Below are 24,769 nucleotides of genomic sequence, written 5' to 3'. Positions count from 1 at the left end.
GCCGCCGTGCACACACGGCGGCCCTGGTCCGCGCCGACTTACGCCTCGGGGGAAGGGGACGGGCTCTCGGCGGCCGGATAACCGTCGAAATAGGACTGACCAGGCTCGGTCTCGCCCAGGAGTTGCCCCACGGTGACCATGGTGTAGCCACGCTCGGTCAACTTCTTCAGGGTTTTCTCCACCGAGTCGATGGTGGTGGAGTGAATGTCGTGCATCAGCACGATCGAGCCCGGCTTCACCCCCTTGATCGTGCGGCTGGTGACCACCCCGGCGTTGCGGTCCTTCCAGTCGTTGGTGTCCAGGCTCCAGATGATCTCGGCCAGGCCGTGCTCTTCGGCGGCCTCGGCGACCTTGTCGTTGGTCGCCCCGTAGGGCGGGCGCATCAGGTCCATGGTGTAGCCCGTCTCGCGGCGGACCAGAGCGTTCACCGTGCTGAGTTCCTCTGCCAACCGCTTGTCCGACACCTTGCGGAGGTCGGGGTGGTTCACCGTGTGGTTGGCCAGTTCGTGGCCTTCGGCGTACTCCCGGCGCACCGTCGTCGGGTGCTCGCGGACCGGGCCGCCGGTGAGGAAGAAGGTCGCCTTGGCGTCGTACTCTGCGAGGACGTCCAGTAGTTCCTCGGTCCGATCACCAGGGCCGTCGTCAAAAGTCAACGCGACGCACTTGGCCTCCGCCGTCGAGCAGTCCACCGGCGGTTCGAGTTGGGAGAACACTCCGGGGATCGCGACCGGTTCCGCGGCTGCCGCCGCGGAGGGCTCCGTGGAGGGCTCCGCGGCGGGGGAGGGGTCGACGGCGAAATCGGGTGTCACCCGGGTGGAGGTGTCTCTGGCTCTGGTGCCGAAGTCGGACAGCAGAGGAGCGGCCTCGTCCCGTTTCACCACTGTGTGCACCCGTCCCTCCGAGACCGATGCGACTTCCCCCGCGTCGAACTCGACTACCAGGTCGCCGGCAGGGTTGAAGCCCATCGAGTCATAGAGCCGCAGGATCGGGTGGATGGCTGAGACGTCCACCTTGTCGTTGGCCGACAGATGTTCCTTCACGATGCCGTTCAACTCCACCAACTGCTCCTGCCCGGCCAGTAGTTCGGTCGAGTAGGCCGGGTGTTTCGTGGCTGCGTCGTACCAGTAGGTGGCGTACCCGGTCCGCGGCCCGTCGGAATCCTCCTCGTCCCTGGTGAAGCGGACTCCCACGACGTCGTCGCCGGCGGCGGTCAGCTCCCAGGAAAGCCCGAAAGCCTTCGCACCGGGGTTGGCGGCCTTGAAGTCGGCCAACTCCTGGGCGGTGAGTTCGGCCAGACGTTCGTTCAGCGGCTCGGCGCCGTCGATCGTGGGATGGGACACGTCGGACCGAACGCCGCCCTCGTCGCCGGAATCGGACTCCTCGCCCAAGCCGACGACGAGTGCCCGGTCGACCACGGTCAGCTGGTCCGGTTCCCCGCTGGCCTGCTCGCGGGTGTCTTCGGCCTCATCCGAGCCGGAATCCGCATCGCTTCCCGGAGAGCAGGCTCCTAGAACCAGGGCGGTCGCGACGGCGACAGCGAAAGCCCGAAGCCCGGCGCCGCCCGGAGCGTCGCTGCCAGTGGTCGTTGGTGCGGAATCAGCTGGGTTTTTCACGGAGAGGACTGTCTTTCCGACTCGTAAAGACTGGGGGCGGTCTATATGTCGCCGCCCGAAGCAGGTTTGGTTCTGATTTTTCTGGCTTATCTGACGACGGAGGGCCGGACTCTCCCATCGAGGCTAGGTCCGCGCCTCGGACACCACGGCGCCCAATCGGGTAATGCCAATTGCAGCAGTCGGTATTTTTCGAGTAAACGACCAGGGCAAGGGGGGTTGGCGGGGGAATCGCCCCAGCGGATGTCCGTGCATCGCGCTCGGATAAGCCGACCACATGTGGTCACTCTGTGCAGATGCGTCCGCCCACCGACCGCAGGCCGATAACGAAGCGGCATACACCCAGGTCCTATACTCCCACTTGCGATCGGTTCACGTTCGACCTGGGGTCGGACGTGTCGCAAGAGGGAACCCGGTGCGAGTCCGGGACTGCCCCGCAGCGGTGAGTGGGAACGAACGCCGTCATCAGCACTGGGCGCCATCCGGCGTCTGGGAAGCGACGGCCGGTAGGGGGCGCGACGAGCCTGTCGCGCCGTGCCCGCGAGTCCGAAGACCTGCCAGTCGCCCGTAGGCGCGCCACGCGCCGGCGGTGGTCCGCGGTTCCGAGGGAGAACCGGGCGACGACGGGGCGGTCCTTGCCGTGCCCGCGTGTCCGGGTGGTCTCCTTCGCGTGCCTCGGCCCAAGGCATTCGACGAGGGAGAGAAAGCTGACGATGAACACCGCCGCCCCCACCCCCAAGCCCGTCCTCGTGGCCGGTGAGAGCCGATGACCACCACTGTTCTGGGGTACCCCCGTATCGGCGCCAAACGCGAGCTCAAGCGCGCCAGCGAGTCCTACTGGGCCGGCGACTCCACCGCCGCCGAGCTGGACGCCGTGGGAGCCAAGCTGCGCCGCTCCGCCTGGGAGGCCCTGAAGGAGGCCGGGGTCGACCAGATCCCCTCCAACACCTTCTCCTTCTACGACCAGATCCTCGACACCACGGTCCTGTTCGGCCTCGTCCCGCCGCGCTTCGCCGGGATCGCGGCCGGGCGTGACGACCGCGACAGCGAGCTGGAGACCTACTTCGCCATGGCCCGTGGGCGCAGTGACGCCCAGGCCATGGAGATGACCAAGTGGTTCGACACCAACTACCACTACCTGGTCCCCGAGCTCTCGCCCACGACCCGGCCGCGACTGGTCGGGCGCAAGCCGCTCTCCGAGTACACCCAGGCCCGTGGGCTGGGCATCGAGACGCGGCCGGTCCTCGTCGGTCCGCTGACCTACCTCATGCTCGCCAAGAACGCCTCCGACGCGCCTGAGGGCTGGGACCGCCTGGAGCTGCTCGACGAGCTCGTCGAGGGCTACGCCGAACTTCTCGGCGAACTCGCGGCAGCAGGAACCGAGTGGGTCCAGTTCGACGAGCCGATCCTGGCCACCGACGCGGGTTCGAGCGTTCTCGCCGAACTGGAGCGCGTCTACCAGCGGCTCGGCGCGCTCTCCCCGCGCCCCAAGCTGTTGGTACAGACCTATTTCGAGGCGCCCGACCCCGAGTCCCTGGAAGCGCTCAAGCGCACCCCGATCGAGGCCGTGGGCCTGGACTTCACCGCCCAGCGCACCCTTGGCACCCTCAGCGCCGTTGCCGGCCTGGGCGACAAGATCCTGTACGCCGGTGTCGTGGACGGCCGAAACGTCTGGCGTACCGACATCGGTGCGGCCCTGGCCACCCTCACCTCGGTCCTCGGTTTGGCTTCCGAGGTCGTCGTCAGCACGAGCTGCTCGCTCCTCCACGTGCCCATCGACCTCGACCTGGAGACCGAACTCGACCCCGAGCTGCGCGCCCGTCTGGCCTTCGCCAAGCAGAAGGCCGCAGAGGTGGTTCTGCTGGGTCGCGCCCTCACCGACGGCGGGGAGTCGGTGAGCGCGGAGCTGGAGCGCGCCCGCGCCGCCGACGCGGTCAAGATCCCCGCGGCCTTCGTCAACCAGCGGGTGCGCGCCCGTCTCGACGCCTTGGGCGCCGACCCCTCGCGCACCGACTACGACCAGCGTCTCAAGGCCCGTCAGGGCGCCACGGGTGCGCAACTGCTGCCCACCACCACGATCGGCTCTTTCCCCCAGACCGCCGACGTGCGCGCCGCCCGCGCGGGCTACCGCGCCGGGCGCCTGGACCAGGCGGAGTACGAGACCCGCATGCGTGCGGAGATCGACCGGGTCATCGCGTTGCAGGAGGACATCGGCCTGGACGTGCTCGTGCACGGAGAGCCCGAGCGCAACGACATGGTCCAGTACTTCGCCGAGCAGCTGGAGGGCTACGCCGCCACCAAACAGGGGTGGGTGCAGTCCTACGGGTCGCGCTACGTTCGTCCGCCGATCCTCTTCGGCGACGTGTCGCGGCCCGAGCCGATGACCGTCGAGTGGATCACCTACGCCCAGTCCCGCACCGACAAGCCGGTCAAGGGGATGCTCACCGGCCCGGTCACCATGCTGGCGTGGTCGTTCGTGCGTGTCGACCAGCCGCTGGCCGACACCGCCCGCCAGGTGGCGCTTGCCCTGCGCGACGAGATCGCCGACCTGGAGAAGGCCGGCATCCGGCACATCCAGGTGGACGAGGCCGCCCTGCGCGAGCTGCTGCCCCTGCGCGAGGCGGACCGCAAGGCCTACTTCGACTGGGCGATCGGTTCCTTCCGGCTCGCCTCCTCGGGCGTCGCGGACACCACCCAGATCCACTCGCACATGTGCTACTCGGAGTTCGGCCAGATCGTCGCGGCCATCGACGAGCTCGACGCCGACGTCACCAGCGTCGAAGCGGCCCGGTCGCACATGGAACTCGTGGACGACCTCGACTCCATCGGCTACCGCCGGGGGATCGGTCCGGGTGTCTACGACATCCACTCGCCGCGGGTGCCCTCCGCCGACGAGATCGAGGCTTCCTTGCGCGCGGCCCTGCGCGCTGTGGAGCCGGCGAAGCTGTGGGTGAACCCCGACTGCGGTTTGAAGACGCGCGGTTACGTCGAGACCGAGGCCGCACTGCGCAACATGGTCGAGGCGGCCCACCGGGTCCGCGCCGACATCGCCCAGGGGGAGTAGGACCGGGGCCCCGACCGTGTCCCGTGCGTCGGAGCGCGGGGCGGTCGGGGCCGTCCACCTGCTGAGGTCGCGCCGTGCCCCCGTGCGGCCTCGTTCGACCCGCGATGTCCTGGGTGCTCTTGCCGGGCGGGCGTAGAACGTCCAGGGCATCGCGGCCGCCGTCTCGGGAGTACGGCTCGAAGGATCAGAACTTCAGCGGTTCCAGGTCCAGTTCGCCGGGGTCCGAACCCACTCGCGCGCACGTGCGCGCGGCGACCAGGTGGGCGTGCTCCACGCACGTGACCAGGGTGGAAGCCGGGAGCGCCGTCAGCCGCTCGCGGCCGCCTCCGCCCAGGGCACCGGCCTGGCCCAGCGCGTCCAGCAGACCCGCGCAGAACGCGTCGCCGGCTCCCACTGTGTCCACGACCTCCACCGGAGCCGGAACCACGAAGAGGGGATCGTCCTCGTGACCGCGGCGGACCAGCATGGTCCGTTCGCCTCCGCAGGTGATCGCCACCAGGACGGGCCCTTCGGCCAGCCAGCCGGCTGCGGCCTCCAGGAGAAGGGCCTCGGAGCCGGGGCCGGGTTCACGCTCCAGCAGCCAGTGCACGTCCTCGTCGCTGACCTTCATGATGTCGGCAAGCGCGGCCTGACGTGCCACCCGCTCGCGTGCCTGCGCAGGTTCCCCCGCAAGTGCGGGACGGATGTTGGGGTCATAGCTGACCACTGTCCGGCCCCGCTGCCGTGCCGTCCATTCCTCCAGGACGGCCGCGCCGGGCGCCATCGTCATGGCCAGTGATCCCACATGCAGCGCGACGACGTCGTCGGCCACCTGGTCGGGGAGTTCGTCGAGGGTCCATTGCCAGTCGGCCGTGCCCTTGACGTAGAAGTCGTAGCTCGCGTGTCCGTAGTCGTCGAGGTTGGCGATGGCCAGCGTGCTCGGTTGTTCGGCGGCCACCATGTCGCGGGTGCTCACCCCGCGCGAGGCCACATAGGCGCGCAGTTGCCGACCGAACCGGTCGGAGCCGATCCTGGCCAGCAGGGAGGATTCCACGCCCAGCCGGGCCAGGGCCACAGCGGTGTTGGCGGGCGCGCCTCCGGGGGCCGAACGGTACGTGCCGCTCTCGGAACTGATGAGGTCGATCAGTGCTTCGCCCACGACGGTGATCAAAAGGGTGGTCCTTTCCTGGCGCAAGCGGGAGGGTCGGGCGACCCAGGGGGAGTATGGCCTCTGTCGTGCGCGGTTGACAACGCTTCCGCGCGATACGACAAGGGCGCGCGGGCCGGCAACACCGGTCCGCGCGCCCCATGTCAACTGTCGACCATCCGGGCCTTGTTAGAACAGGGCCAGGGAGTCCTCGGCGATTCCGGTCATGACACTCTCGACATCGGAGAAGCTCTGGGGGGCGTCGTCGGAGTCGCCGCTGAAGCTGCCGCTGACACTCCACTCCGCCTTGATGTTCATGTTGTCCTGGCGGATCAGCACCGTCGTGCGGTTCCCGACACCGATGATCTCCTCTTCGGCGAAGATCATCGCCGACTGGTCACCGAGGCCCAGGTCCTTGTTCTCCAGGACCTTGGTGTCGAAGACGGAGCCGTCCTCGTCGGTGGCGTACTCGTAGTTGTACTCGTAGTCGCTCGTTGCGCTCTCGACCGAGTCCGATGCGCTGTAGGGAACCTTGTACTCGACGCGCAGCGTGCCGTAGTTGTCGTTCACGACCGTGCTCCAACTGCACGAGGAGGAGTAGTCGCTGATGTTCTTGGTTCCTCCCCCGTCCACGCCGAGGTCGGCCAGCGTGCTCTCGGGGATCCCCGCGCAGGGGTCCTCGGGAACGGAGAAGGGCGGCTCGCCCTGGGCGGTGGTGGTGCCCCCGGACCCCTGCTCGGGCTCAGCGGGATCGCTGGGTGCCGCGGCCTCGCTGCTCTCCTGAGCCACGGGCGGGGTCTCGGAGTTGTTGTTCCCGGTGAACAGAACCACGACCACGGCGACGATCAGCAGCACGATCACCAGGCCGCCGGCGAGCACGACCCACAGGCCGACGTTGCTCTTGCGCGGCCCGGGCGGCGGCTGGGGCGGGGGGTACCCGATTCCGCCGGGCCCATAGGGAGGCTGGCCGCCCTGGTGGAACATCTGCTGCTGGTCGTGGGGCTGCTGGAACTGCGGCCCGCCCTGGCCGGGGTAGGGGCCGGACCCGTAACCGCCAGGGGGTTGCTGCCCCTGGTAGGGCTGCTGTCCACCGGTTCCCTGGTCACCGTAGGGAGCCTGGTAGGGGCCGCTGGGGTAGTTGCCCTGGCCGGCATTGGGGTCCGGCTGGCCAGGAGCCTGGCCACCCTGTCCGTATGCACCGCCGTAGGGACCGGGCTGTCCGCCCGAGTTGCCCTCGCCACCGGGGTACTGCGGTGGCTGTGTGTAAGGTCCGTTATCGCTCATGACTCCCCTCGCGCCAGCTGCGTTGTGATCAGACCTCGGACGCGCGTGGACGCGTACACGGTTCCATTTGGTGATCCTGCCTTTGCAGGGCCGTCGTTGTCGGGTGGCGCGAACCCAAAGAGACCGACCGCGTCGTCGCGCGGGCGCGGCGTGCGGCCAAGGCAGGCCCCTGCGCTCCGGACCGGACCCCGACCGAGGTCGGGGCCGTGCGGTAGCCGCACAGCACAGAGCGCGAGGGCTGCGATCCTATCCAGCCGAGGTCACGTATCGACAGTCATCTTGCGGCGAAAGATTGCTTAATGCGTCATTTGGTACTTCACGCGTAAATTGCGACTCATGGTCGCGATAGGGACTATAGGTACTCAATCGGCTTTCCCGGGGGCGGATTTTGGGGGATCAACCCTTCGAAAAAGGACATGACCGCCGCAACCGGATCGTTGCCGGATCGCAACTGGCCCCCTTCCGCGAGGAGTTGTCGCAGGCTCGGAGGGTCCGTTGCGCGATCGGGGAAATCCCGGTCCGGTGCATCCGATCCGGCCTAGAGTTGACTGCGGCCTACGCCACAGGGGGCCGCAGCACGTCGACTCCGTCGAGAGGGACGCCCATGCCCACCTCGCCCTCCCCCGGCCCCCCGGGCGGCTACGGTTTCACCGCCTGGTTCGTTTTCGTCGTCGCGGTCGCGGCCGTGCTCACCCTGAGCGTCGGATGTATGACGACCCTCTACGCCCCGATATTCACCGGCGGCGCCGGCTGAGCCAGGCCGTCCCGTCGTGGCCGGTCGTCCGTGCGGAGAAACGGAACCGGCCGTCGACCGCCCCGGCCGCGCACGACTAGAACATCGAGATGTGCACGTGGTCGAAGTGATTCTCGGTGATACTGCCGCGGTCCGACATCTGGCGCCAGCCCTCGTTGCGGCGGATGTCCCAGATCTCCTGCTTCCAGATGATGTACATGATCCCGAGCCGGTCGGCGTTCTCCTGGGCCCAGTCGGCGATCTGCTGGCCGTGCTCCTGCTGCTTCGCCGTGGGCATCTGGCCGTTCTTGTTGACCATGAAGTCGCAGGCGCGACCCTTGGGGTGCTCGCCCACCACGAAACCGCCGTCGGGCCGGTAACAGCCCACTCCGCCGTTGGCGTTGTTGCGGCCGAACTCGTCGATGATCACATCGCGCATCTGCCGGGTCCGCGGGGTCAGGCTGTCGGGCGGCCCCATCTCCTGGACGGGGTAGTCGGCGATGAGCCCCTGGACTTCGTTGCGGCGGTCCTCCAGTTCCGCGAGGTCCGCCTCGACCTGGTCGACCTTCTCCTGGGAGTTCTCCTGCGCCTTCTCGTCGCGTTGCTGCGCCTGCCGCAGATGGTCGATCTTGTCGTTGTTGGTGTTGGCCAGGTGGGCGATCAACGCGGCGCGGTCGATGATGTCCTGGGGTTCGCCCTCGACGAACAGGCTCAGTGACGGATCCAGGCCACCGGAGGTATAGGTGGCCACTGCCAGATGCTGGACCTGCTTGCGGGACTCCTCTACCTCGGAGCGGGTCTTCTTCGCGCGTTCCTCGGCCTTCTCCGCGTCGGCGATCACGCCCTCCATGTCGCGCAGCTCGCCGTTGTACTCCTCGCTGAGGGAATCGGCCCGTGAGAGCAAGGAGTCCAGGCTCTCGGCGGGGGCCGGTGCGGCAGGCGCCGCCGACCCGGTGGCGACCGGGCTCATGACAAGGGTGAGTGTTACCGCAGCGGCAAGCGCGCCGGTCCGGCGGCGGATGCCGGTGGGAACAGCGACCACGGCGGCCAGCAGCTCGCGCCAGGTGCGCTCGGGCGGGTCGGGCGCCCAGAAGTCGGCGTGGTCATCCGGACCGTCACCGGTCGAACGAATGGACAGCACTCTTAATCCAGCTCCTCAATCGGCGCGGGCATCCCAGTGGTGGCAGCGGACGCCGCCTGTGGGTGAGGACCCGCATCGCTCGGTTGGGCCACGCCGGGCTTTGGCGCCGGGACAGGGCATCGCGTAGGGGATGGAGGGTGCCGCGGCCTGACTGTCCCGCTGGGGCCGGTCACGAGTCTAGGCGGATGCGGCGGCCAAAGCGGAAAACAGTGATGAAGCACGTCACATCGCTGTCCGTTTCATTGGACTTTGGTGCCGTCCGGGTAGCCTCGAAGGTCGGGCTGGCGGATTGCGTGTGCCCCATCGTGTTACGCGTGCATGTCTGCGAGATTTCAGCCACATTTTCCTACTGATATGGTGGGTTATAGGTTTTCGCGAGACAGACCCTGATCCCCGCCAGAGCGGTCACCTTTCGCGATGCGCCCGGCTAAGACGGGCACGCACCGTCCGGCCCGATGAAGGCCCGGACGTGCGAACCACGGCCGGCACGCCCATCCCGCGGGCCGGCAGGCGGGTGTTTCGACAGGGAAATCCAAGACCCAGTACCGAGGAAGCCAGTGATCAACGCTGAGGGCCTGCGAAAGGTCTACCGGCTGAAGAACCGGGAGGTCGTCGCCCTCGACGCAGTCGACCTCAATGTCCGGCAGGGCGAGGTCTACGGCGTCGTGGGGCAGAGCGGTGCCGGCAAGAGCACGCTGCTGCGCTGCGTCAACCTTCTCGAGCGCCCCGACGCAGGACGGGTCGTGGTCGACGGTGCCGACCTCACCGCTCTCAGCCGGCCGCGGCTGCGTGCTGCCAGACACGGCATCGGTATGGTCCACCAGCACTTCGCCCTGCTCTCCTCGCGCACCGTGGCCGCCAATATCGCCTTTCCCCTGGAGATCGCCGGGGTGGGTGCGGCCCAGCGCCGTCGCCGAGTAGCCGAACTTCTTGAGCTGGTGGGCCTGACCGACAAGGCCAAGGCCTACCCGGCCCAGCTTTCCGGAGGCCAGAAGCAGCGGGTGGGCATCGCCCGCGCTCTGGCGCCCAACCCCAAGGTACTGCTGTCGGACGAGGCCACTTCGGCGCTGGATCCGCAGACGACCGCCTCCATTCTGGGGCTGTTGCGCGACCTCAACCGCGAACTCGGCCTCACCGTTCTGCTCATCACCCACGAGATGGATGTGATCAAGCAGATCTGCGACTCGGCGGCGATCATGGAGAACGGTTCCTTCACCGAGTCCGGCCAGGTACTGGAGCTGTTGGAGACCCCGGGTTCGCTGCTGGCGCGCTCGCTGTTCCCGCTCCCGGCTTCTTCGCCGCCCGACACCGTGACCCTCACCTACACCCGCCAGTCCGACGAGCCGCTCATGTCGCAGATCACCCGGGAGTTCGACGTGGACGTCAACATCATCGGCGGAGCGGTCGAGGAGGTGGCCGGGCACTCGGTCGGCCGACTCAACGTCCGTGTCACCGGCCCCCGGCGCCAGGCTGCGCTCGACCACCTGGCCGGCCACGGCCTGATCGTGGAGGAGGTCCGATGATCGAGTGGATCGCCGAACTCGGCCAGCGCTGGCCCGACATGTGGCCGGTGCTGTGGCTGGGCACCCTGGACACCCTGTACATGGTGCTCTGGTCCACCCTGTTCACCATTCTGTTCGGCCTTCCGCTGGGCGTCCTGCTGGTCGCCACGGACCGCGGCGGCCTCACCCCGGCTCCCGCGGTCAAGGCGGTCCTGGGCACGGTGGTCAACATCGGCCGTTCGCTGCCCTTCATCGTGCTGATGGTGGCGGTGCTCTCGCTCACCCGTCTCATCACCGGAACGACCCTCGGCCCGACCGCGGCGATCGTCCCGCTGAGTATCGGCGCCATCCCTTTCTTCGCCCGCCTGGTGGAGACGTCGCTGCGCGAGGTCGACCGCGGGGTCGTCGAGGCGTCGCTCGCGATGGGTGCGCGCAGACTGACCATCGTGGGCAAGGTCCTGCTGCCCGAGGCCCTCCCCGGCCTCATCGCGGGACTGGTCATGACGATCGTGGCCCTCATCTCCTACTCGGCGATGGCCGGGGCGATCGGCGGCGGCGGACTGGGCGACATCGCCATCCGCTACGGCTACCAGCGGTTCGACGATTACTACCTCTGGGCCACCGTCGTCTTCCTGGTGCTGGTCGTGCAGGCAGCCCAGAGTGTGGGCGATTTCCTCGTGCGCCGGGTTTCCCACCGGTAATCCGGCCTACTGCGGCTCCCTGTCCGGGACCGTTCGATTCATCATTCAGCCCAAGGAGGGCCAACGTGCGCAAGGTATTTGGAGCCGTCGGGGTAGTGACGCTGGCCGTGGCGCTGTCGGCGTGCGGCGCCCCCAGCGAGAACGCAGGCGGAGGGGCCGAGGACAGCGACCTGACGACCCTCAAGATCGGGGTCAGTCCTGTTCCCCACGGCGAGATCCTGAACTTCGTCCAGGACACCCTCGCCGCCGACGCCGGCCTCAACCTCGAACTCGTCGAGATCGCCGACTACAACCAGCCCAACCCGCAGCTCGCCCAAGGGGAGCTGGACGCCAACTTCTTCCAGCACCGCACCTTCCTCGCTGAGTGGCAGGACGCCAACCCCGAGGACGAGTTGACCTACGTCAGCGACGTCCACGTCGAGCGTCTTGGCCTGTACTCCGACAAGCACGAGAGCGCCGAGGACATCCCCGACGGTGCGGAGATCGCCGTTCCCAACGATGCGGCCAATCTGGACCGGGCCCTCGCCACCCTGGAGGCGGAGGGGCTGATCACGGTCGCTGCCGACGCCGGTGCCCTGGCCACCGAGGCCGACATCGAGGACAACCCCAAGGACATCGTGGTCACCCCCTTGGAGGCCGCGCAGCTTCCCCGCTCGCTGCCCGACGTGGACGCCGCGGTCGTCAACGGCAACTACGCCATCGAGACCAACCTCGCCGAGGAGTCCAACGAGCTCGCCTGGGAGCCCAGCGACGGCCCGGACTACATCAAGGACTACGCCAACGGGCTGGTGGTGCGGGCCGAGGACTCCGAGGACCCCGACATCGCCACGCTGGTGACGCTTCTGCACAGCGACGAGGTCAAGAACTACATCGAGGAGACCTGGCAGGGCGTCGTCTACCCGGTCGACGACCAGGCTTGATCTGTTCTGCGGGGTGCTGCACGCGCCCCGCACCTCCCTGAGGCCGGGCTGCCGCGCGTGTATCGCGTAGGCAGCCCGGCTTTTTGTCGCCCGGGACCGTGCAGGCCGAAGTAACGGTTACGTTTCGCAATCATGTCCGGGTATTGACGTTGTGCGGTGATCTGGGCCACTCTCGTGGGAGCGCTCCCATATCCGGGGGGACAGGGACGCGGCCTGGTCATCTTTCACCTCGATCGAGGGGTCGCACATGCGAACTTACAAGCGTCGTTACTGGCAGGCGGCCGTTGCGGCAGCTGGAGCCGGAGTTCTGCTCACCACCACCGCGTGCGGCGGCGGTTCCAACGACGACGGCACCATCACGCTCGTCATCGACACCTTCGGTGTCTTCGGCTACGAAGAGCTCTTCGAGAAGTACGAAGCCGACAACCCCAACATCACGATCGAGGAGCGCAACCTCACCGATCTCAACGCCACCTATGTCCCCCAGTTGCAGCAGAACATCGCTGCGGGTGACGGCGCCGGCGACATCGTCGCCATCGAAGAGGGCATCCTCCAGCAGTACTACCTCGGCCAGGGCGACGCCTTCGTGGACCTCGCCGAGTACGGCGCCGCCGACCAGGAGCAGAACTACCTGCCCTGGAAGTGGGAGCTGGGCAAGGATCCCGACGGCCGCCTCCTGGGCCTGGGAACCGACATCGGCGGCATGAGCATGTGCTACAACGTCGACCTGTTCGAGGACGCCGGCCTGCCCACCGACCGCGACGAGGTCGGCGCCAGCTGGGAGACCTGGGACGACTTCATCAAGGTCGGACAGGAGTTCCGTGACGCCGACACCGGCGCCTCCTTCGTCTCCACCGTCACCCCCTACTTCAACACCATGAACGCCCAGGGGGGCACCCACACCTTCTTCGACCCCGACAACAACCTGGTCGCCGACAGCAACCCGGTCGTGACCGACAGCTGGAAGCTCGCCGAGACCCTGTCCGAAGAGGGCCTCTCCGCCAACCTCGCGATGTGGAGCGACGAGTGGAACGCCGGCATCCAGGGCAACGTCTTCGCGACCCTGCCCTGCCCGGCCTGGATGCTCGGCCACGTCGAAAGCACCGCCGGCGACGCCGGCCGTGACAAGTGGGACATCGCTTCCGTCCCCGGTGAGGGCGGCAACTGGGGCGGTTCCTGGCTCTCGGTGACCACCCAGAGCGAGCACCCCGAAGAGGCGGCCAAGCTCGCCATCTTCCTGAGTAGCCCCGAGGGCCAGCTCGGTGCCTGGAACGCGGCCAACAACCTGCCTTCCTCCCCCGAGGTCCTGGACGACCCCGCCGTCTCCGAGTTCGAGCGCGACTACTTCAACAACGCGCCCGTCGGCCAGATCTACGGCGAGACCGCCAAGGAGCTTGAGCCCGTCTACTACGGCATCAACAACGCCCAGGTCGCCGAGGAGTTCCGCAAGGCGATGGAGGCCATGGAGCAAGGGCAGCTCTCGCCGGACGAGGCGTGGGGCCAGGCCAACGACGGTGCCAAGCGCGCCGCCGGCGAGTAATCACCAGTAGTTGATCAGAACGTGCGGCGGCTCCCTCCGGAAGCCCTCCAACAGGACGGCCCCTCTCCGTCCGGGGCGGGGCCGCCGCACCCGCGGTTCGCCGACGGCGACGCCGCGTCCCCGCCCCCGAGGTGCTCATACCCCGGGCCCGGGGTGCGGCCGTCTCGGCCTCCCGCATACCACTACCCCGATCCACGAACCCACGACGAGGAGCGCTCGACGTGACTCTGCTCAGGCGCGGAGGCGCCCCGCCCAGCGGTCCGGAACCCTCCGGTCCTGGTTCAAGGCCGCCGGTAGGCGCCGACCAGGAGCGGCTGGAGCGCCGACAGACCCGCTTCAACCACTTTGACCTCAAGGTCTCGCCCTACCTGTTCATCAGCCCGTTCTTCTTGCTGTTCGCCGTCTTCGGGCTGTTTCCGCTGCTGTACACCGTCTGGGTCTCGCTGCACGACTGGACCCTGCTCGGCGGCAACCAGGGTTTCGTCGGTATCGCCAACTACGTGAAACTCGTCCAGGACGGCAAGTTCTGGAACGCGCTCTACAACACCCTCGGTATCTTCGCCATCGCGACGGTGCCCCAATTGCTGCTGGCACTACTGCTCGCCGACACGCTGAGCCGCCGCATCCGGGCCGCCAACTTCTGGCGAATGGGCCTGCTGCTGCCCTACCTGACCTCGGTCGCGGCCGTCGCCATCGTCTTCTCTCAGCTGTTCGGCACCCAGTTCGGGCTCATCAACTACGGTCTGGGCTTCTTCGGTATCGACCCGGTGAACTGGAAGGGCGGGACCTACACGTCCTGGGCTGCCATCGCCGTGATGGTCGACTGGCGCTGGACCGGCTACAACGCGCTCATCTACCTCGCCGCGATGCAGGCGGTGCCCAAGGACCTCTACGAGGCGGCCTCCATCGACGGGGCCTCGCGGATGCGCCAGTTCTGGCAGATCACCATCCCCATGCTGCGCCCCACGATCATCTTCACGGTCATCATCTCCACCATCGGCCAGATGCAGCTGTTCACCGAGCCGGTCATCTTCAACGGCGGCGGAATGTCCGGCGGAACCTCCGGGCAGTCCCAGACGGTGATGATGTTGATCTTTGAGGAGGCGTTCCGCTTCAACAACTACGGATACGGGTCGGCGATCGCCTGGACCCTGTTCGTGCTCATCGTGCTGTTCGGGCTGGTCAACACCCTGCTCAGCAGTCGGATCAAGGGGGCGCAGTGACCACCACCCTGACCCCGCCGCCCGCGCAGCGGGCCGGACGGGCGGCCAAGCCGGCCAAAGCGCCCAAGGGCGAGACCGGTGTGCGCGAAGCGACGCCACTGACCTACATCGGCCTCAGCCTGGCCCTGCTGTTCTCGGCGTTCCCATTGTGGTGGATGTTCGTCATCGCCAGCCGCGACTCCGCAGCCGCTGCCGCGCGGCCCCCCTTCCTCCTCCCGGGCGGGAACTTCCTCGCCAACATGGAGCGGCTGTTCGCCAACAGCAGCGCCAACTTCACGCTGGGGCTCATCAACTCCGCTCTCTCGTCCACCATCCTGGCGTTCTCGGTGGTGTTCTTCTCCTCGCTGGCCGGGTTCGCCCTGGCCAAGCTGAAGTTCCGTGGGCGCGACGCCGCCGCGGTCGGCGTCGTCATCACCATGGCCGTCCCGGTCCAGATGGGCATCATCCCCCTGCTCATGCTGATGGGGTGGTTGGGCTGGCGCGGCGACATCACCGCGATCATCGTGCCGTTCATGGTCAGTGGTTTCGGCGTGTTCCTGATGCGTCAGTACTGTGTCCAGGCCATTCCCGACGAACTCCTGGAAGCCGCGCGCATGGACGGCTGCTCCACCTTCCGTATCTACTGGAGTGTGGTCCTGCCCGCACTGCGTCCCGCAGCGGTCGTCCTGGGGTTGTTGACCTTCATGACCCAGTGGAATGAGTTCGTGTGGGCCCTCGCGGTCCTCACCCCGAGCAACCCCACCGTCCAACTCGCCATCAACCAGCTGAACGAATCGGCGTTCTCGCGTGACTTCTCCCTCATGTTCACCGGTTCGGTCGTCGCCACCCTGCCGTTGCTGATTCTGTTCTTCGTACTCGGCCGCCAACTGATCGGCCGGATCATGGAAGGTGCCATCAAATCGTGACTTCGCAGAACGTGACCTCACCCGTACTGGCAACCGATCAGGAAGGGGCCGGGATCCGGTTCCCCGAGGGATTCGTCTGGGGCGCGGCGACCGCCTCATTCCAGATCGAGGGGGCGACCACCGCCGACGGTCGCGGCCCCAGCATCTGGGACACCTTCTGCGCCACCCCGGGCAAGGTCAACAACGGGGACACCGGCGATCCCGCGTGCGATCACTACAACCGCTTCCGCGAGGACGTCGCACTCGTGCGCGACCTCGGTCTGGGCGCCTACCGGTTCTCGATCGGCTGGCCGCGCATCCAGCCCGATGGCAAGGGACAGATCCTCCAGGCCGGGCTCGACTTCTACGACAAGCTCGTGGACGCCTTGCTCGAAGCCGGGATCGAGCCGTGGCCGACGCTCTACCACTGGGACCTTCCCCAGGCGTTGGAGGACGACGGAGGCTGGACCAACCGCGACACCTCCTACCGCTTCGCCGAGTACGCCGGCGTGATGCACAAGCTGCTCGGTGACCGCGTCACCAACTGGAGCACGCTGAACGAGCCGTGGTGCTCGTCCTTCCTCGGGTACGCCTCGGGTGTCCACGCCCCCGGCCGCCGCGAGCCCGCCTCTGCTCTGGCAGCAGTGCACCACCTGCTCCTGGGACACGGCCTGGCGGCCGCCACCATTCGCGAGCAGGCCGTGGGCTCCGCGCGCAAGCCGCTCGTGGGCATCGTGCACAACCAGACCACGATCCGGCCCAACACCGAATCCGAGGCCGACCTCGACGCGGCTCGCCGTATGGACGCCCTGCGCAACCGGATCTTCACCGAGCCGCTGTTGAACGGCACCTACCCCGAGGACCTGCGTGCGGACGTCGCCGAGATCAGCGACTTCGGCTTCGTGCAGGAGGGCGACCTGGAGATCATCTCCGCCCCGTTGGACATGATGGGGGTCAACTTCTACAACCCGACCTGGGTCGCTGGTTCCACCGACGGTCTCGACCCGGCCGACTTCGACGTCGAGGGCGAGTACTCGCCCTCGGTGGGCAGCGAGCACGTCATCACGGTGCGGCGTGGCCTGCCCGTCACCGCAATGGGCTGGGAGATCGACTCCACCGGTCTCTACGACACCCTGGCCAGGCTCGCCACCGACTACCCGGGGCTCTCCCTCTACATCACCGAGAACGGCGCCGCTTTCGACGACCAGGTCACCGGGGACGCCGTCCACGACGAGAACCGCCGCGCCTACCTCGAATCGCACCTGCGCGCCGCGCACGCCGCGATCGAGGCCGGAGTTCCGCTCAAGGGCTACTTCGCGTGGTCGCTGCTGGACAACTTCGAGTGGGCGCTGGGCTACGACAAGCGCTTCGGAATCGTGCACGTGGACTACGAGACCCAGCGCCGCACCGTCAAGGACAGCGGCCGTTGGTACGGCAGGGTCGTCCAGGAGGGCGGCATTGGCGGCGCGCCCTAACGAGGGCGACTGGCGGGCGTCGCCCCAGCGTGCCCCAAGATTGTGGGGAGGCGCCGGGGCGGCGCGGCCATGGTTGGGGGAGTTCGATGGAGCGTCGGCAGCGTCCGACATTGGAGATGGTGGCGGCACGGGCCGGTGTCGGCCGGGGGACCGTGTCGCGAGTGATCAACGGGTCGGAGCAAGTGAGCCCGGCCACCCGGGAAGCGGTCCAGTTGGCCGTGCGCGAGTTGGGTTACGTGCCCAACCGGGCGGCCCGCACCCTTGTGACCCGGCGCACCGACACGGTGGCATTGGTGGTCTCGGAAACCAATGAACGCCTTTTCTCCGAGCCCTTCTACGCGGGCATCGTGCGCGGGGTGGGAGGAGCGCTGTCCGAGCGCGGCTTCCAACTCCTGCTCGCGATGGGCCGCTCGGGCCCGGAGCACGAGAGGCTCGGCGACTACCTGACCGGGCAGCACGTGGACGGTGTCCTCCTGCTTTCCCTGCACCGCAACGACCCGCTTCCGGGGGTCCTCGCCGCTGCGGGAGTGCCCTTCGTCTACGGCGGACGGCCCCTGGGGGTCGCGGAGGACCAGATGTCCTACGTGGACATCGACAACTTCGGTGGTGGTCGCACCGCCACCCAGCGCCTGGTCCAGATCGGACGCCGTCGCATCGCCACCATCACCGGCCCGCAGGACATGGTCGCCGGTGTCGAACGCCTCCAAGGCTACCGGGAGGCCCTCGCCGAAGCAGGGATCCCCGAGGACGAAGAGCTCGTCTACTACGGGGATTTCAGCTACGACAGTGGCGCGGCCGGGATCCAGGCGCTCCTGGACGCGGCTCCCGACCTCGACGCGATCTTCGCCGCCTCGGACCTCATGGGGTTGGCCGCACTGCGCGGATTGCGCCTGGCCGGCCGAGAGGTCCCCGACGACGTCGCCGTGATCGGCTATGACGACTCCGACGTCTCGATGCACGCCGAACCCCCGATGACCACGGTCAACCAGTCCACCGAGCTCATGGGCCGCGAGATGGCGCGGGTACTCGTCGACCGCATCACCGGACACCGGGACACCCCGGCCAGGGTCGTCCTGGACACCCATCTGGTGGTCCGGGAATCGGCCTAGCCCCGCGGTGGCCTTGACGGACCCGGTGGACGACGCTCCGCACGCTGTGCAACGCTTGTGTGCATTGCCTGGTCCGGGCAGCCGTCTCCATGGCAGCCTCGAAGGCTCTGGGGGCGTTGACACTGTGAGGGGTCGCAGCAGATGCGGTTGGAGCGGCAGGAGACCTACTGCGCGCTGGAAGGATGCCAGTGGTGTGCGCGCGTAGACTGGCCGTGTCGGTTCTGCGCCGGCGCCGGCCGCTGGCACCCGGAGAGGCCGCAGCGCGACGCCGATGGCTTGATCGTCTGGGCCAGGGTCGATGAACCCTGCCGGATGTGTGCGGGCACCGGCAAGGAGCACAATCCGCTCCCTGCCGCGCCTTCTCGCCCCTGATTCTCCGCGTGCGCGGTGCTCCGGCAGCTTGACGCCCGCGTGGGTCGACGCAAGGTATCTTTCCTTCGAGGAAGCCGCGCCAGAGCCGATCCGGCTCTATCGGCGGCGGTGGGGAGGGATGGAAAATGCGCTGGGTCACCTACCTTTCGCCCAGTGGAGGAGCGCAACGGCCAGGTGTCGTCGACGACGGGTGCGTGTTCGGGTATCCCGGTTCCGAGAGCGTCCCCGAACTGTTGGCCGACAGCAACGACGCCCTTGCCGACGCCTACCAGCGGGCGCTGACCGTGCCGGTGGAGATCATCGTCGAGTTCGAGACCCGACTGTGCGCGCCGTTGAAGCCTGCCCGCCCTGTCGCACTGCGCACCGCTGACGCCCGCGAACTCACGATCGTCCCGGGGCTGGTCCGCGGAACCGACGATGGGATCGCTCTTCCCGCCGGCGCCGACGTTCTGTTCGCCGACGTCGGCGTCGCCGCAGTTTTCGGCTGTAGGGGCAGGCACGCCGGATACACCCTCGCGTGCCTGTGGCATACCGTCGAGGGGGAGCCCGCGGGGTTGACGCTGGGGCCGGCAATCACGACCCACGACGAGTTCGACGGTACGGAAGTCACCGTGAGCGCCACGGTAGAGGACATCCTCGTCGCCGAGGCGAGTCTCGCCGACCAGTGGTCGATCTCCGGAGGATCGGCCGGTGACGTGGCCGCGGTACTGCCCGGGCGAACCCGCCTCCTGGAGCGAGGCGAGGAGCTGTTCGTGGACGGTGGACCGCTGGGCGAATTCGAGCTCAGAATCGGGTCGGCCAACGCCTGAGAACGCGGAGACGCTCCCTGTAGCTCTTCCTCGTGGCCGTTGTGCACGACAGGACGGCCGGGGGAGCGGTCAGCCGAACTCCCAGTGCCACGGCTCGAAGCCGTCGCGGGCCCATTCGGGGTTGGTCCAGCCGAAGTCGGGCGCGTTGGCCAGCATCCATTCGTGCTGGGGGGAACGGTGTGCGTTCACTCCTCCGCACAGGTCCACCGCGATGCCCAGGCCGTGCGTGCTGTTACCCGGTCGAGCGGCCATCCCGGTGGGCATCTCCCGGAACAAGCGGGCTTGTTCGCTGACGGGACGGTAGGAGTCGGTCACACACATGGCCTGGCCGAAACGTTCGCGGTAGGCGCCGTCGAGTTCGATGAAAGCCACGGCCGCATCCGCGCGCAGCATTTCCCCGGTCTGGGGGAGAGGGCACAGCGCAGACTCCGGAACGGCTCCGTTGCCGTAGCGGGCGAGGGCTCCCCCCTCGCAGACCGCCACGGGGGCCGTGTCCGAGCGGTCGCCCGGAGCGGCCGGGCTCTGCCCCACCCGGTCCTTTTCGCCTGCCCGAGGATTCTCGGTGGCGGTTGCCCGAGCCGTCTCCCGGAGGTGCTCCGGGGCGGATCGGCCCTGTCGTCCTGCGGAAAGGTCCCCTTGGCGGTGTGGATCGCGCAGGGGGTCGACCTCGGGCAGTGCCACCGGTGCGCTCGCCGTCCTGGCCCGTTCCAGCGCACGCTCGCGCTCGGCTTCCAATTCGGCGGTGTTGTCCTGCGCAGCGGCCAGCGCAGCCTCCACCTCGCTCTGTTCGGCCAGGATGGACTCCATCTGCGATTCCTGTTCGCGTACCGCCTCCAGAGCGATGTCCTTCGCCTCGGCCGCGTCCTCGGCGGCCTGCTCGCGCTCCTGCTCGGCTTTCCTCGCGCGATCGCGCATGGTCTCTCCTACAAGGCCGGCCGCCCTGGTGCGATCGAGGTCGACCTTGCGGCGATCGGCCAGCAGGCGGACGTATCCGCCGCGGTCCACGACCTCCTGCGGGCCCTCTGCGCCCATCCAGACGTCGATCTGGCCGAGGTCGGCGCCACGGTAGGCGGCAGCCGCGTAACGCGCCACCTCGCGCCGGGATGCCGCGTGATCGGCCGAGGCCGTGTCGGAGGACTCCTTGGCGTCGCTGTAGGCGGCTTCCGCCTCATCCAGGAGTTCTTGCTGTTCGTCGTAGGCCAGGATCGCCGCGTCGGCGTCCGCGTGCAGGTCGTCCAGTCGGGAGCGGACCAACGCGAGGTCGGTTTTGAGTGATTCGATCGACTCGGTGTGCCGCGCCTCGTCCTGACGACTGCGTTCGACATCGTTGAGCGCCGGTACCGAGGCTGATGCAGGCAGGCCGGGCACTGCTGCCAGCCAGATCCCAAGAATCGCCGCCACCGTTGTCCGACCGGTTTGGTGCGCGCGATTGCGGTGACTCACGGCCGCTCCCCCCGAAACGTGCTGATGCGGCCTCACCATGCCACGTTGACCAGCATGTTCCCAGTCTGTGTGACGCGTGTTCAAAAAGTTATCAATGTGATGAGAAGAGGGTAAGAAGCCCTTTCAGCGTGCAGAAGTCCCACGCCAGGACCGGATGGGACTAGACCAGGCGCCGCAAAACGTATAAACCGGTCCTAGACGGCTCTGTTGATTAGGGATAATCGGGGTATGCGGGGTGTCTAGCCGGATTGGTACGCTATCGACCTCACGCACACCGTTTCGGTTTAATGGTGCGCGACGCCTCCCTCCCAATGAGGTGAATCCTGGCCGTGGCAAGCACCCCCTTCTCAATGCCGGGCCGCTAGAAAAACATCTCAAACGGTCGTCCACGGTGTCCTGAAACAGGCATCCGGGGTCCTGCGTACGACCGCCAGACTCCCGGTGCCACACCATGGGGTTCCTGATCCAGTGCCCGAGGCGGTAACACGAAAGGTTGCGAGGGTCCGTGCCGACACGAGCGACGAACAATGGCGCTGACGCCAACGACGATCAGCTGCTTGACCAGGCCGAAGAGGCCGGGGGCGGTGCCTCGTCCAGGCGTTCCGCCCGATGGTGGGCCCCCCGGAACTGGCGTGTCCGTTCCCGGCTGGTTGCGCTCATCGTCATTCCCACCGCCGCAGCCCTGCTTCTGGGCGGTCTGCGCATCTCCGAGAACGTGCTCGTCACGCTCACCCATGAGCGGATCGAGAGCATGGCCGACCTCGGAGCGGACGTCGTGACGTTGGCCAACGAGCTGGGCACCGAACGCCTGCTCACCGCGGCCTACATTGCCGACAATCCCAATCCTCAGCAGCGCGACGCCACTCGGTTGGCCGCGCTGGAAGAACAGCAGCAGGTGGTGAACCAGGCAGTAAACACCCTGAAGAACGGCACCAACGAGCTGGGTGATCCGGGCAGCGAGCTCGCCCGCAGCCGTCTTGAGGCGATGCTGAACAACCTCGACGGACTCGACGCGCTGCGCTCGGAGGTCACCGGCACCCGCGTCACCATGCTCCCCGCGGTGACCAAGTACCGCCAGATCGTCAGCTCGCTCAGCTCCTTCAACGAGACGATCGCCAACGAGACCGACGACACCGCACTGCGCGAGAGCGTGCGCGCGATGACCTCGCTGGGCAAGGCGCGCGACTTCCTCTCCTACGAGTCCGCGTTGATGTTGCACTCCTTGATGCGCGGATCGATGTCCGGGGGCAGCCAGGAGGCGATCGAGAACACCCGGGCCCGCTACGAGAACGAGCTCTCCAACTTCGCCGCCACCGTCACCCCCGAACAGCGCGCGTTCTATGACGAGAACTTCACCGGCCTCGAAGTCAGCCGCATGGGCACCATGCGACTGCGCGTCATGATGCGTGTGGGCGAGAACGAGGAGCTCACCGGGATCTCCCAGGGCGACGGCCCCGAGGACTACGCCAAGGTGGCCGACGTCACCCTGGAGCGCATGCAGATCGTCGAGACCGAGATGGCCGACTCCGTCAAGGCGGAGGCCAGCTCTCTCAAGGGCGCTGCGCTCAGCCGTACGGTCCTCGACTCGCTGATGGTTCTGGGCATCATCATCGCGGTCTTCATCGTCACCATGCTGGTGGCCCGTTCCATGGTGCGCCCGCTGCGCGCTCTGCGCGACGGTGCGATGGGCATCGCGGCCAAGGACCTGCCCGAGGCCATCAGCCGGATGCGCGAGACCAACTCCGGTGCCGGTGAAGTCCGGGTCACGCCCATCGATGTCGCCTCCGGCGACGAGATCGGCGAGGTCGCCCGTTCCTTCGACGAGGTCCACCGGGTGGCGCTGCGACTGGCCTCCGACGAAGCCGCGCTGCGAAGCAACGTCAACTCGATGTTCGTCAACCTCTCCCGTCGAAGCCAGACCCTGGTGGAACGGCAGTTGCGCCTCATCGACGGCCTTGAGCAGAGCGAGCAGGACTCCGACCGTCTGGGTGACCTCTTCCAGCTCGACCACCTCGCGACCCGTATGCGCCGCAACAACGAGAACCTCCTGGTCCTCTCCGGTCAGGACAACACCCGCAAGTGGGCCCAGCCGGTTCCGCTGGTGGACGTCCTGCGCGGTGCGATCTCCGAGGTCGAGCAGTACGAGCGGGTGAACGTCCGGGCGCCTTCGCACATCTCGGTGTTGGGCCGCCCCGTCAACGACGTCATCCACCTGGTCGCCGAGTTGGTGGAGAACGCCACCGCGTTCTCCTCCCACGACACCCAGGTCTCGGTCAACGCCCGGGCCCTGGACGGCGGAGAGGTCATGGTCGAGGTCACCGACTCCGGAATCGGGATGGCGCCCGAGGAGATCGACGCCACCAACACCCGTCTGGCCGAGCCGCCCGTCATCGACGTCGCGATCTCGCGCCGAATGGGTCTGTTCGTGGTCAGCCGCCTGGCTGCCCGTCACGGTATCCAGGTGCGTCTGCGTGCCGCGCACAATGGCGGAATCACCGCTCTCGTGGTGTTCCCCGCCGACCTCCTCATCACGCCGGTGGACTCCACCCCGCCCGCGCTCGCTGCGCCGCGCGGACCGGTTCCCGACACCTATGCCGAGGCCACCGCGGCCTTTGCGTCCAGTCCGGCCCCGGCCGACCCCGCCGACGACGTCTGGAAGACCCGGAGCTCCTCGGAGCGTTCGGTCTGGGAGCGCGACGAGCCGGCCTCGCTGCCCAAGCGCCCCGAATCCGCCGCCCCGCGGTCCACCCAGGGCAGCGGGCAGACCGCCGAGCACCCGCCCAGCGGTCAGGACCTGTGGGCCGACACCGGATGGGCCAAGCCCGCCGAGCCGGCTCCTGTCAAGGAGCCCGAGCCGTACTACCCGGACGCAGCCCCGCATTCTCCGGCAGAGTCCGCCGAGCCCGTGTACGGATACTCGGTCGAGCCTCGTTCCCCGGAGCCTCCCCAGCCGGTCAAGGACACCCGTCCGGTCGAGGAGACGAGGGCCTGGCAGGAGCCGGCGACCCAGCCCTACTCCGGGTCGTCCCACGGGAACGGCGGCATTCGCCCGGGAGAGCCCCAGATCCGGGAGGGCTACGGCTCCACCGCCTACCTCTCCAAGCGTTATGGATCGGGGAGCAACAACAACGGGACCGTTGTCCCGCCGTCCCCGGAGAACTCGATCGACGGCGGCGAGCCGCTGCCCATTTTCGACTCAATAGAGTCCAACTGGTTCCGTCGCCGCACCGTGAACCCCGCGGTCACCGTTGCGGAGACCGGACCCATCAGCGCCGTCAACGACACCGATGACGGTTTCGCGGCCTTCGGCTCGGCGCCGGCGCCGGAACCGGCCCCCGCCCCCCGCCCGGAGGACGAGTGGCGCTCCGACGCCGACTCCAGTTGGAAGACGGCCGCGCGCACGGCCAGCGAGCCGGTCGCCGGCGGTCTCACCACCTCCGGGCTGCCCAAGCGTGTCCCGAAGGCGAACCTGGTCCCCGGCACCGCGCCGGCCCCGGAGAACTTCAAGCAGATCACTTCTCGGTCCGCCGACAAGGTCCGCAGCCGGTTCTCCAACTTCCAGCAAGGCGTACGCCAGGGCCGGGACGCCCTCGGCGACCAGCCGTCCAAGGAGAGGTGAGTTGCTCAGCCTCAGAGGTACTAACGGCCGGGCCCGCGAGGGCCCGGCGCGCAGCCCCAGCTCACGGGCAGGGGTAGATCACGGATGAGGAATGAAATAGCATCATCCGCACTTCTTGGACATGAAGACGCAATAAAGTCGCTAATGACGACCTCCTGGCCGTCGGCGGTCGCCATGACCGACCGACAAGGACGCTGGGACCGACAGGAGAGCA

The 24,769-nt window shown here is 67.8% G+C and carries 17 protein-coding genes and 1 riboswitch; of the genes, 12 read left to right on the top strand and 5 right to left on the bottom strand.

The features are described from left to right. Positions 1–38: 38 nt before the first annotated feature. Positions 39–1,613, bottom strand: coding sequence for a polysaccharide deacetylase family protein (locus QSJ59_RS02805; protein WP_285757066.1), 1,575 nt, complete (start codon positions 1,611–1,613; stop codon positions 39–41). Between the two features lie 348 nt (positions 1,614–1,961). Then, a riboswitch (cobalamin riboswitch) is annotated at positions 1,962–2,186 on the top strand. A gap of 190 nt (positions 2,187–2,376) precedes the next feature. On the opposite strand from QSJ59_RS02805, the gene metE reads away from it, so the two are divergent. Next, positions 2,377–4,674, top strand: coding sequence for a 5-methyltetrahydropteroyltriglutamate--homocysteine S-methyltransferase (gene metE / locus QSJ59_RS02800; RefSeq protein ID WP_285757065.1), 2,298 nt, complete (start codon positions 2,377–2,379; stop codon positions 4,672–4,674). A 184-nt stretch (positions 4,675–4,858) separates the two neighbouring features. On the opposite strand, the gene QSJ59_RS02795 is transcribed toward metE, so the two are convergent. Both QSJ59_RS02795 and QSJ59_RS02790 read right to left on the bottom strand, forming a co-directional pair. Beyond that, positions 4,859–5,824 (bottom strand): carbohydrate kinase family protein, encoded by a 966-nt coding sequence (locus tag QSJ59_RS02795; protein WP_285757064.1) that lies wholly within the window; start codon positions 5,822–5,824, stop codon positions 4,859–4,861. 165 nt (positions 5,825–5,989) lie between these two features. Further along, on the bottom strand, positions 5,990–7,084 hold the full coding sequence (locus QSJ59_RS02790) for a hypothetical protein (protein WP_285757063.1): 1,095 nt from the start codon (positions 7,082–7,084) through the stop codon (positions 5,990–5,992). A gap of 604 nt (positions 7,085–7,688) precedes the next feature. On the opposite strand from QSJ59_RS02790, the gene QSJ59_RS02785 reads away from it, so the two are divergent. After that, the gene (locus tag QSJ59_RS02785; RefSeq protein WP_285757062.1) at positions 7,689–7,838 is read left to right on the top strand and encodes a hypothetical protein; all 150 of its coding nucleotides are present in this window, start codon (positions 7,689–7,691) and stop codon (positions 7,836–7,838) included. Positions 7,839–7,914: 76 nt separating this feature from the next. On the opposite strand, the gene QSJ59_RS02780 is transcribed toward QSJ59_RS02785, so the two are convergent. Then, on the bottom strand, positions 7,915–8,955 hold the full coding sequence (locus tag QSJ59_RS02780; protein WP_432707432.1) for a coiled-coil domain-containing protein: 1,041 nt from the start codon (positions 8,953–8,955) through the stop codon (positions 7,915–7,917). A 560-nt stretch (positions 8,956–9,515) separates the two neighbouring features. Here QSJ59_RS02780 and QSJ59_RS02775 point away from each other — a divergent pair. The 9 genes from QSJ59_RS02775 (at position 9,516) to QSJ59_RS02730 (ending at position 19,493) form a co-directional block, all read left to right on the top strand. Continuing rightward, positions 9,516–10,481, top strand: coding sequence for a methionine ABC transporter ATP-binding protein (locus QSJ59_RS02775; protein ID WP_285757059.1), 966 nt, complete (start codon positions 9,516–9,518; stop codon positions 10,479–10,481). Further along, on the top strand, positions 10,478–11,161 hold the full coding sequence (locus tag QSJ59_RS02770; protein WP_285757058.1) for a methionine ABC transporter permease: 684 nt from the start codon (positions 10,478–10,480) through the stop codon (positions 11,159–11,161). The genes QSJ59_RS02775 and QSJ59_RS02770 overlap by 4 nt, the downstream gene beginning before the upstream one ends. Positions 11,162–11,226: 65 nt before the next feature. Then, the gene (locus tag QSJ59_RS02765; RefSeq protein WP_285757057.1) at positions 11,227–12,081 is read left to right on the top strand and encodes a MetQ/NlpA family ABC transporter substrate-binding protein; all 855 of its coding nucleotides are present in this window, start codon (positions 11,227–11,229) and stop codon (positions 12,079–12,081) included. A 247-nt stretch (positions 12,082–12,328) separates the two neighbouring features. Continuing rightward, positions 12,329–13,621 (top strand): extracellular solute-binding protein, encoded by a 1,293-nt coding sequence (locus QSJ59_RS02760; protein ID WP_285757056.1) that lies wholly within the window; start codon positions 12,329–12,331, stop codon positions 13,619–13,621. A 221-nt stretch (positions 13,622–13,842) separates the two neighbouring features. Then, positions 13,843–14,844 carry a carbohydrate ABC transporter permease gene (locus QSJ59_RS02755; RefSeq protein ID WP_432707409.1) on the top strand — a complete coding sequence of 334 codons (1,002 nt, stop codon included), beginning with the start codon at positions 13,843–13,845 and terminating at the stop codon, positions 14,842–14,844. After that, a complete protein-coding gene (locus tag QSJ59_RS02750; RefSeq protein ID WP_432707408.1) occupies positions 14,841–15,749 on the top strand; it encodes a carbohydrate ABC transporter permease in 909 nt (302 codons plus the stop codon). Before QSJ59_RS02755 ends, QSJ59_RS02750 begins: the two co-directional genes overlap by 4 nt. A 53-nt stretch (positions 15,750–15,802) precedes the next feature. Continuing rightward, positions 15,803–17,203: a GH1 family beta-glucosidase gene (locus QSJ59_RS02745; RefSeq protein WP_285757867.1), complete on the top strand. Its 1,401-nt coding sequence runs from the start codon at positions 15,803–15,805 to the stop codon at positions 17,201–17,203. Between the two features lie 86 nt (positions 17,204–17,289). Beyond that, entirely contained in the window at positions 17,290–18,312 is a 1,023-nt protein-coding gene (locus QSJ59_RS02740) for a LacI family DNA-binding transcriptional regulator (protein WP_285757055.1), read from the top strand. Between the two features lie 497 nt (positions 18,313–18,809). Continuing rightward, positions 18,810–19,493, top strand: a complete 684-nt coding sequence (locus QSJ59_RS02730; RefSeq protein WP_285757053.1) for a hypothetical protein — start codon at positions 18,810–18,812, stop codon at positions 19,491–19,493. A gap of 69 nt (positions 19,494–19,562) precedes the next feature. Here the strand turns inward: QSJ59_RS02730 and QSJ59_RS02725 are convergent, their stop codons facing one another. Then, positions 19,563–20,936 (bottom strand): M15 family metallopeptidase, encoded by a 1,374-nt coding sequence (locus QSJ59_RS02725; protein ID WP_285757052.1) that lies wholly within the window; start codon positions 20,934–20,936, stop codon positions 19,563–19,565. A gap of 505 nt (positions 20,937–21,441) precedes the next feature. On the opposite strand from QSJ59_RS02725, the gene QSJ59_RS02720 reads away from it, so the two are divergent. Continuing rightward, entirely contained in the window at positions 21,442–24,555 is a 3,114-nt protein-coding gene (locus QSJ59_RS02720; protein WP_285757051.1) for a sensor histidine kinase, read from the top strand. The last annotated feature ends 214 nt before the right edge of the window (positions 24,556–24,769 follow it).

The organism is Nocardiopsis ansamitocini (assembly GCF_030268225.1).
In the GTDB taxonomy this organism is placed as follows: domain Bacteria; phylum Actinomycetota; class Actinomycetes; order Streptosporangiales; family Streptosporangiaceae; genus Nocardiopsis_D; species Nocardiopsis_D ansamitocini.
This window is presented reverse-complemented; position numbering and strand designations above follow the sequence as displayed.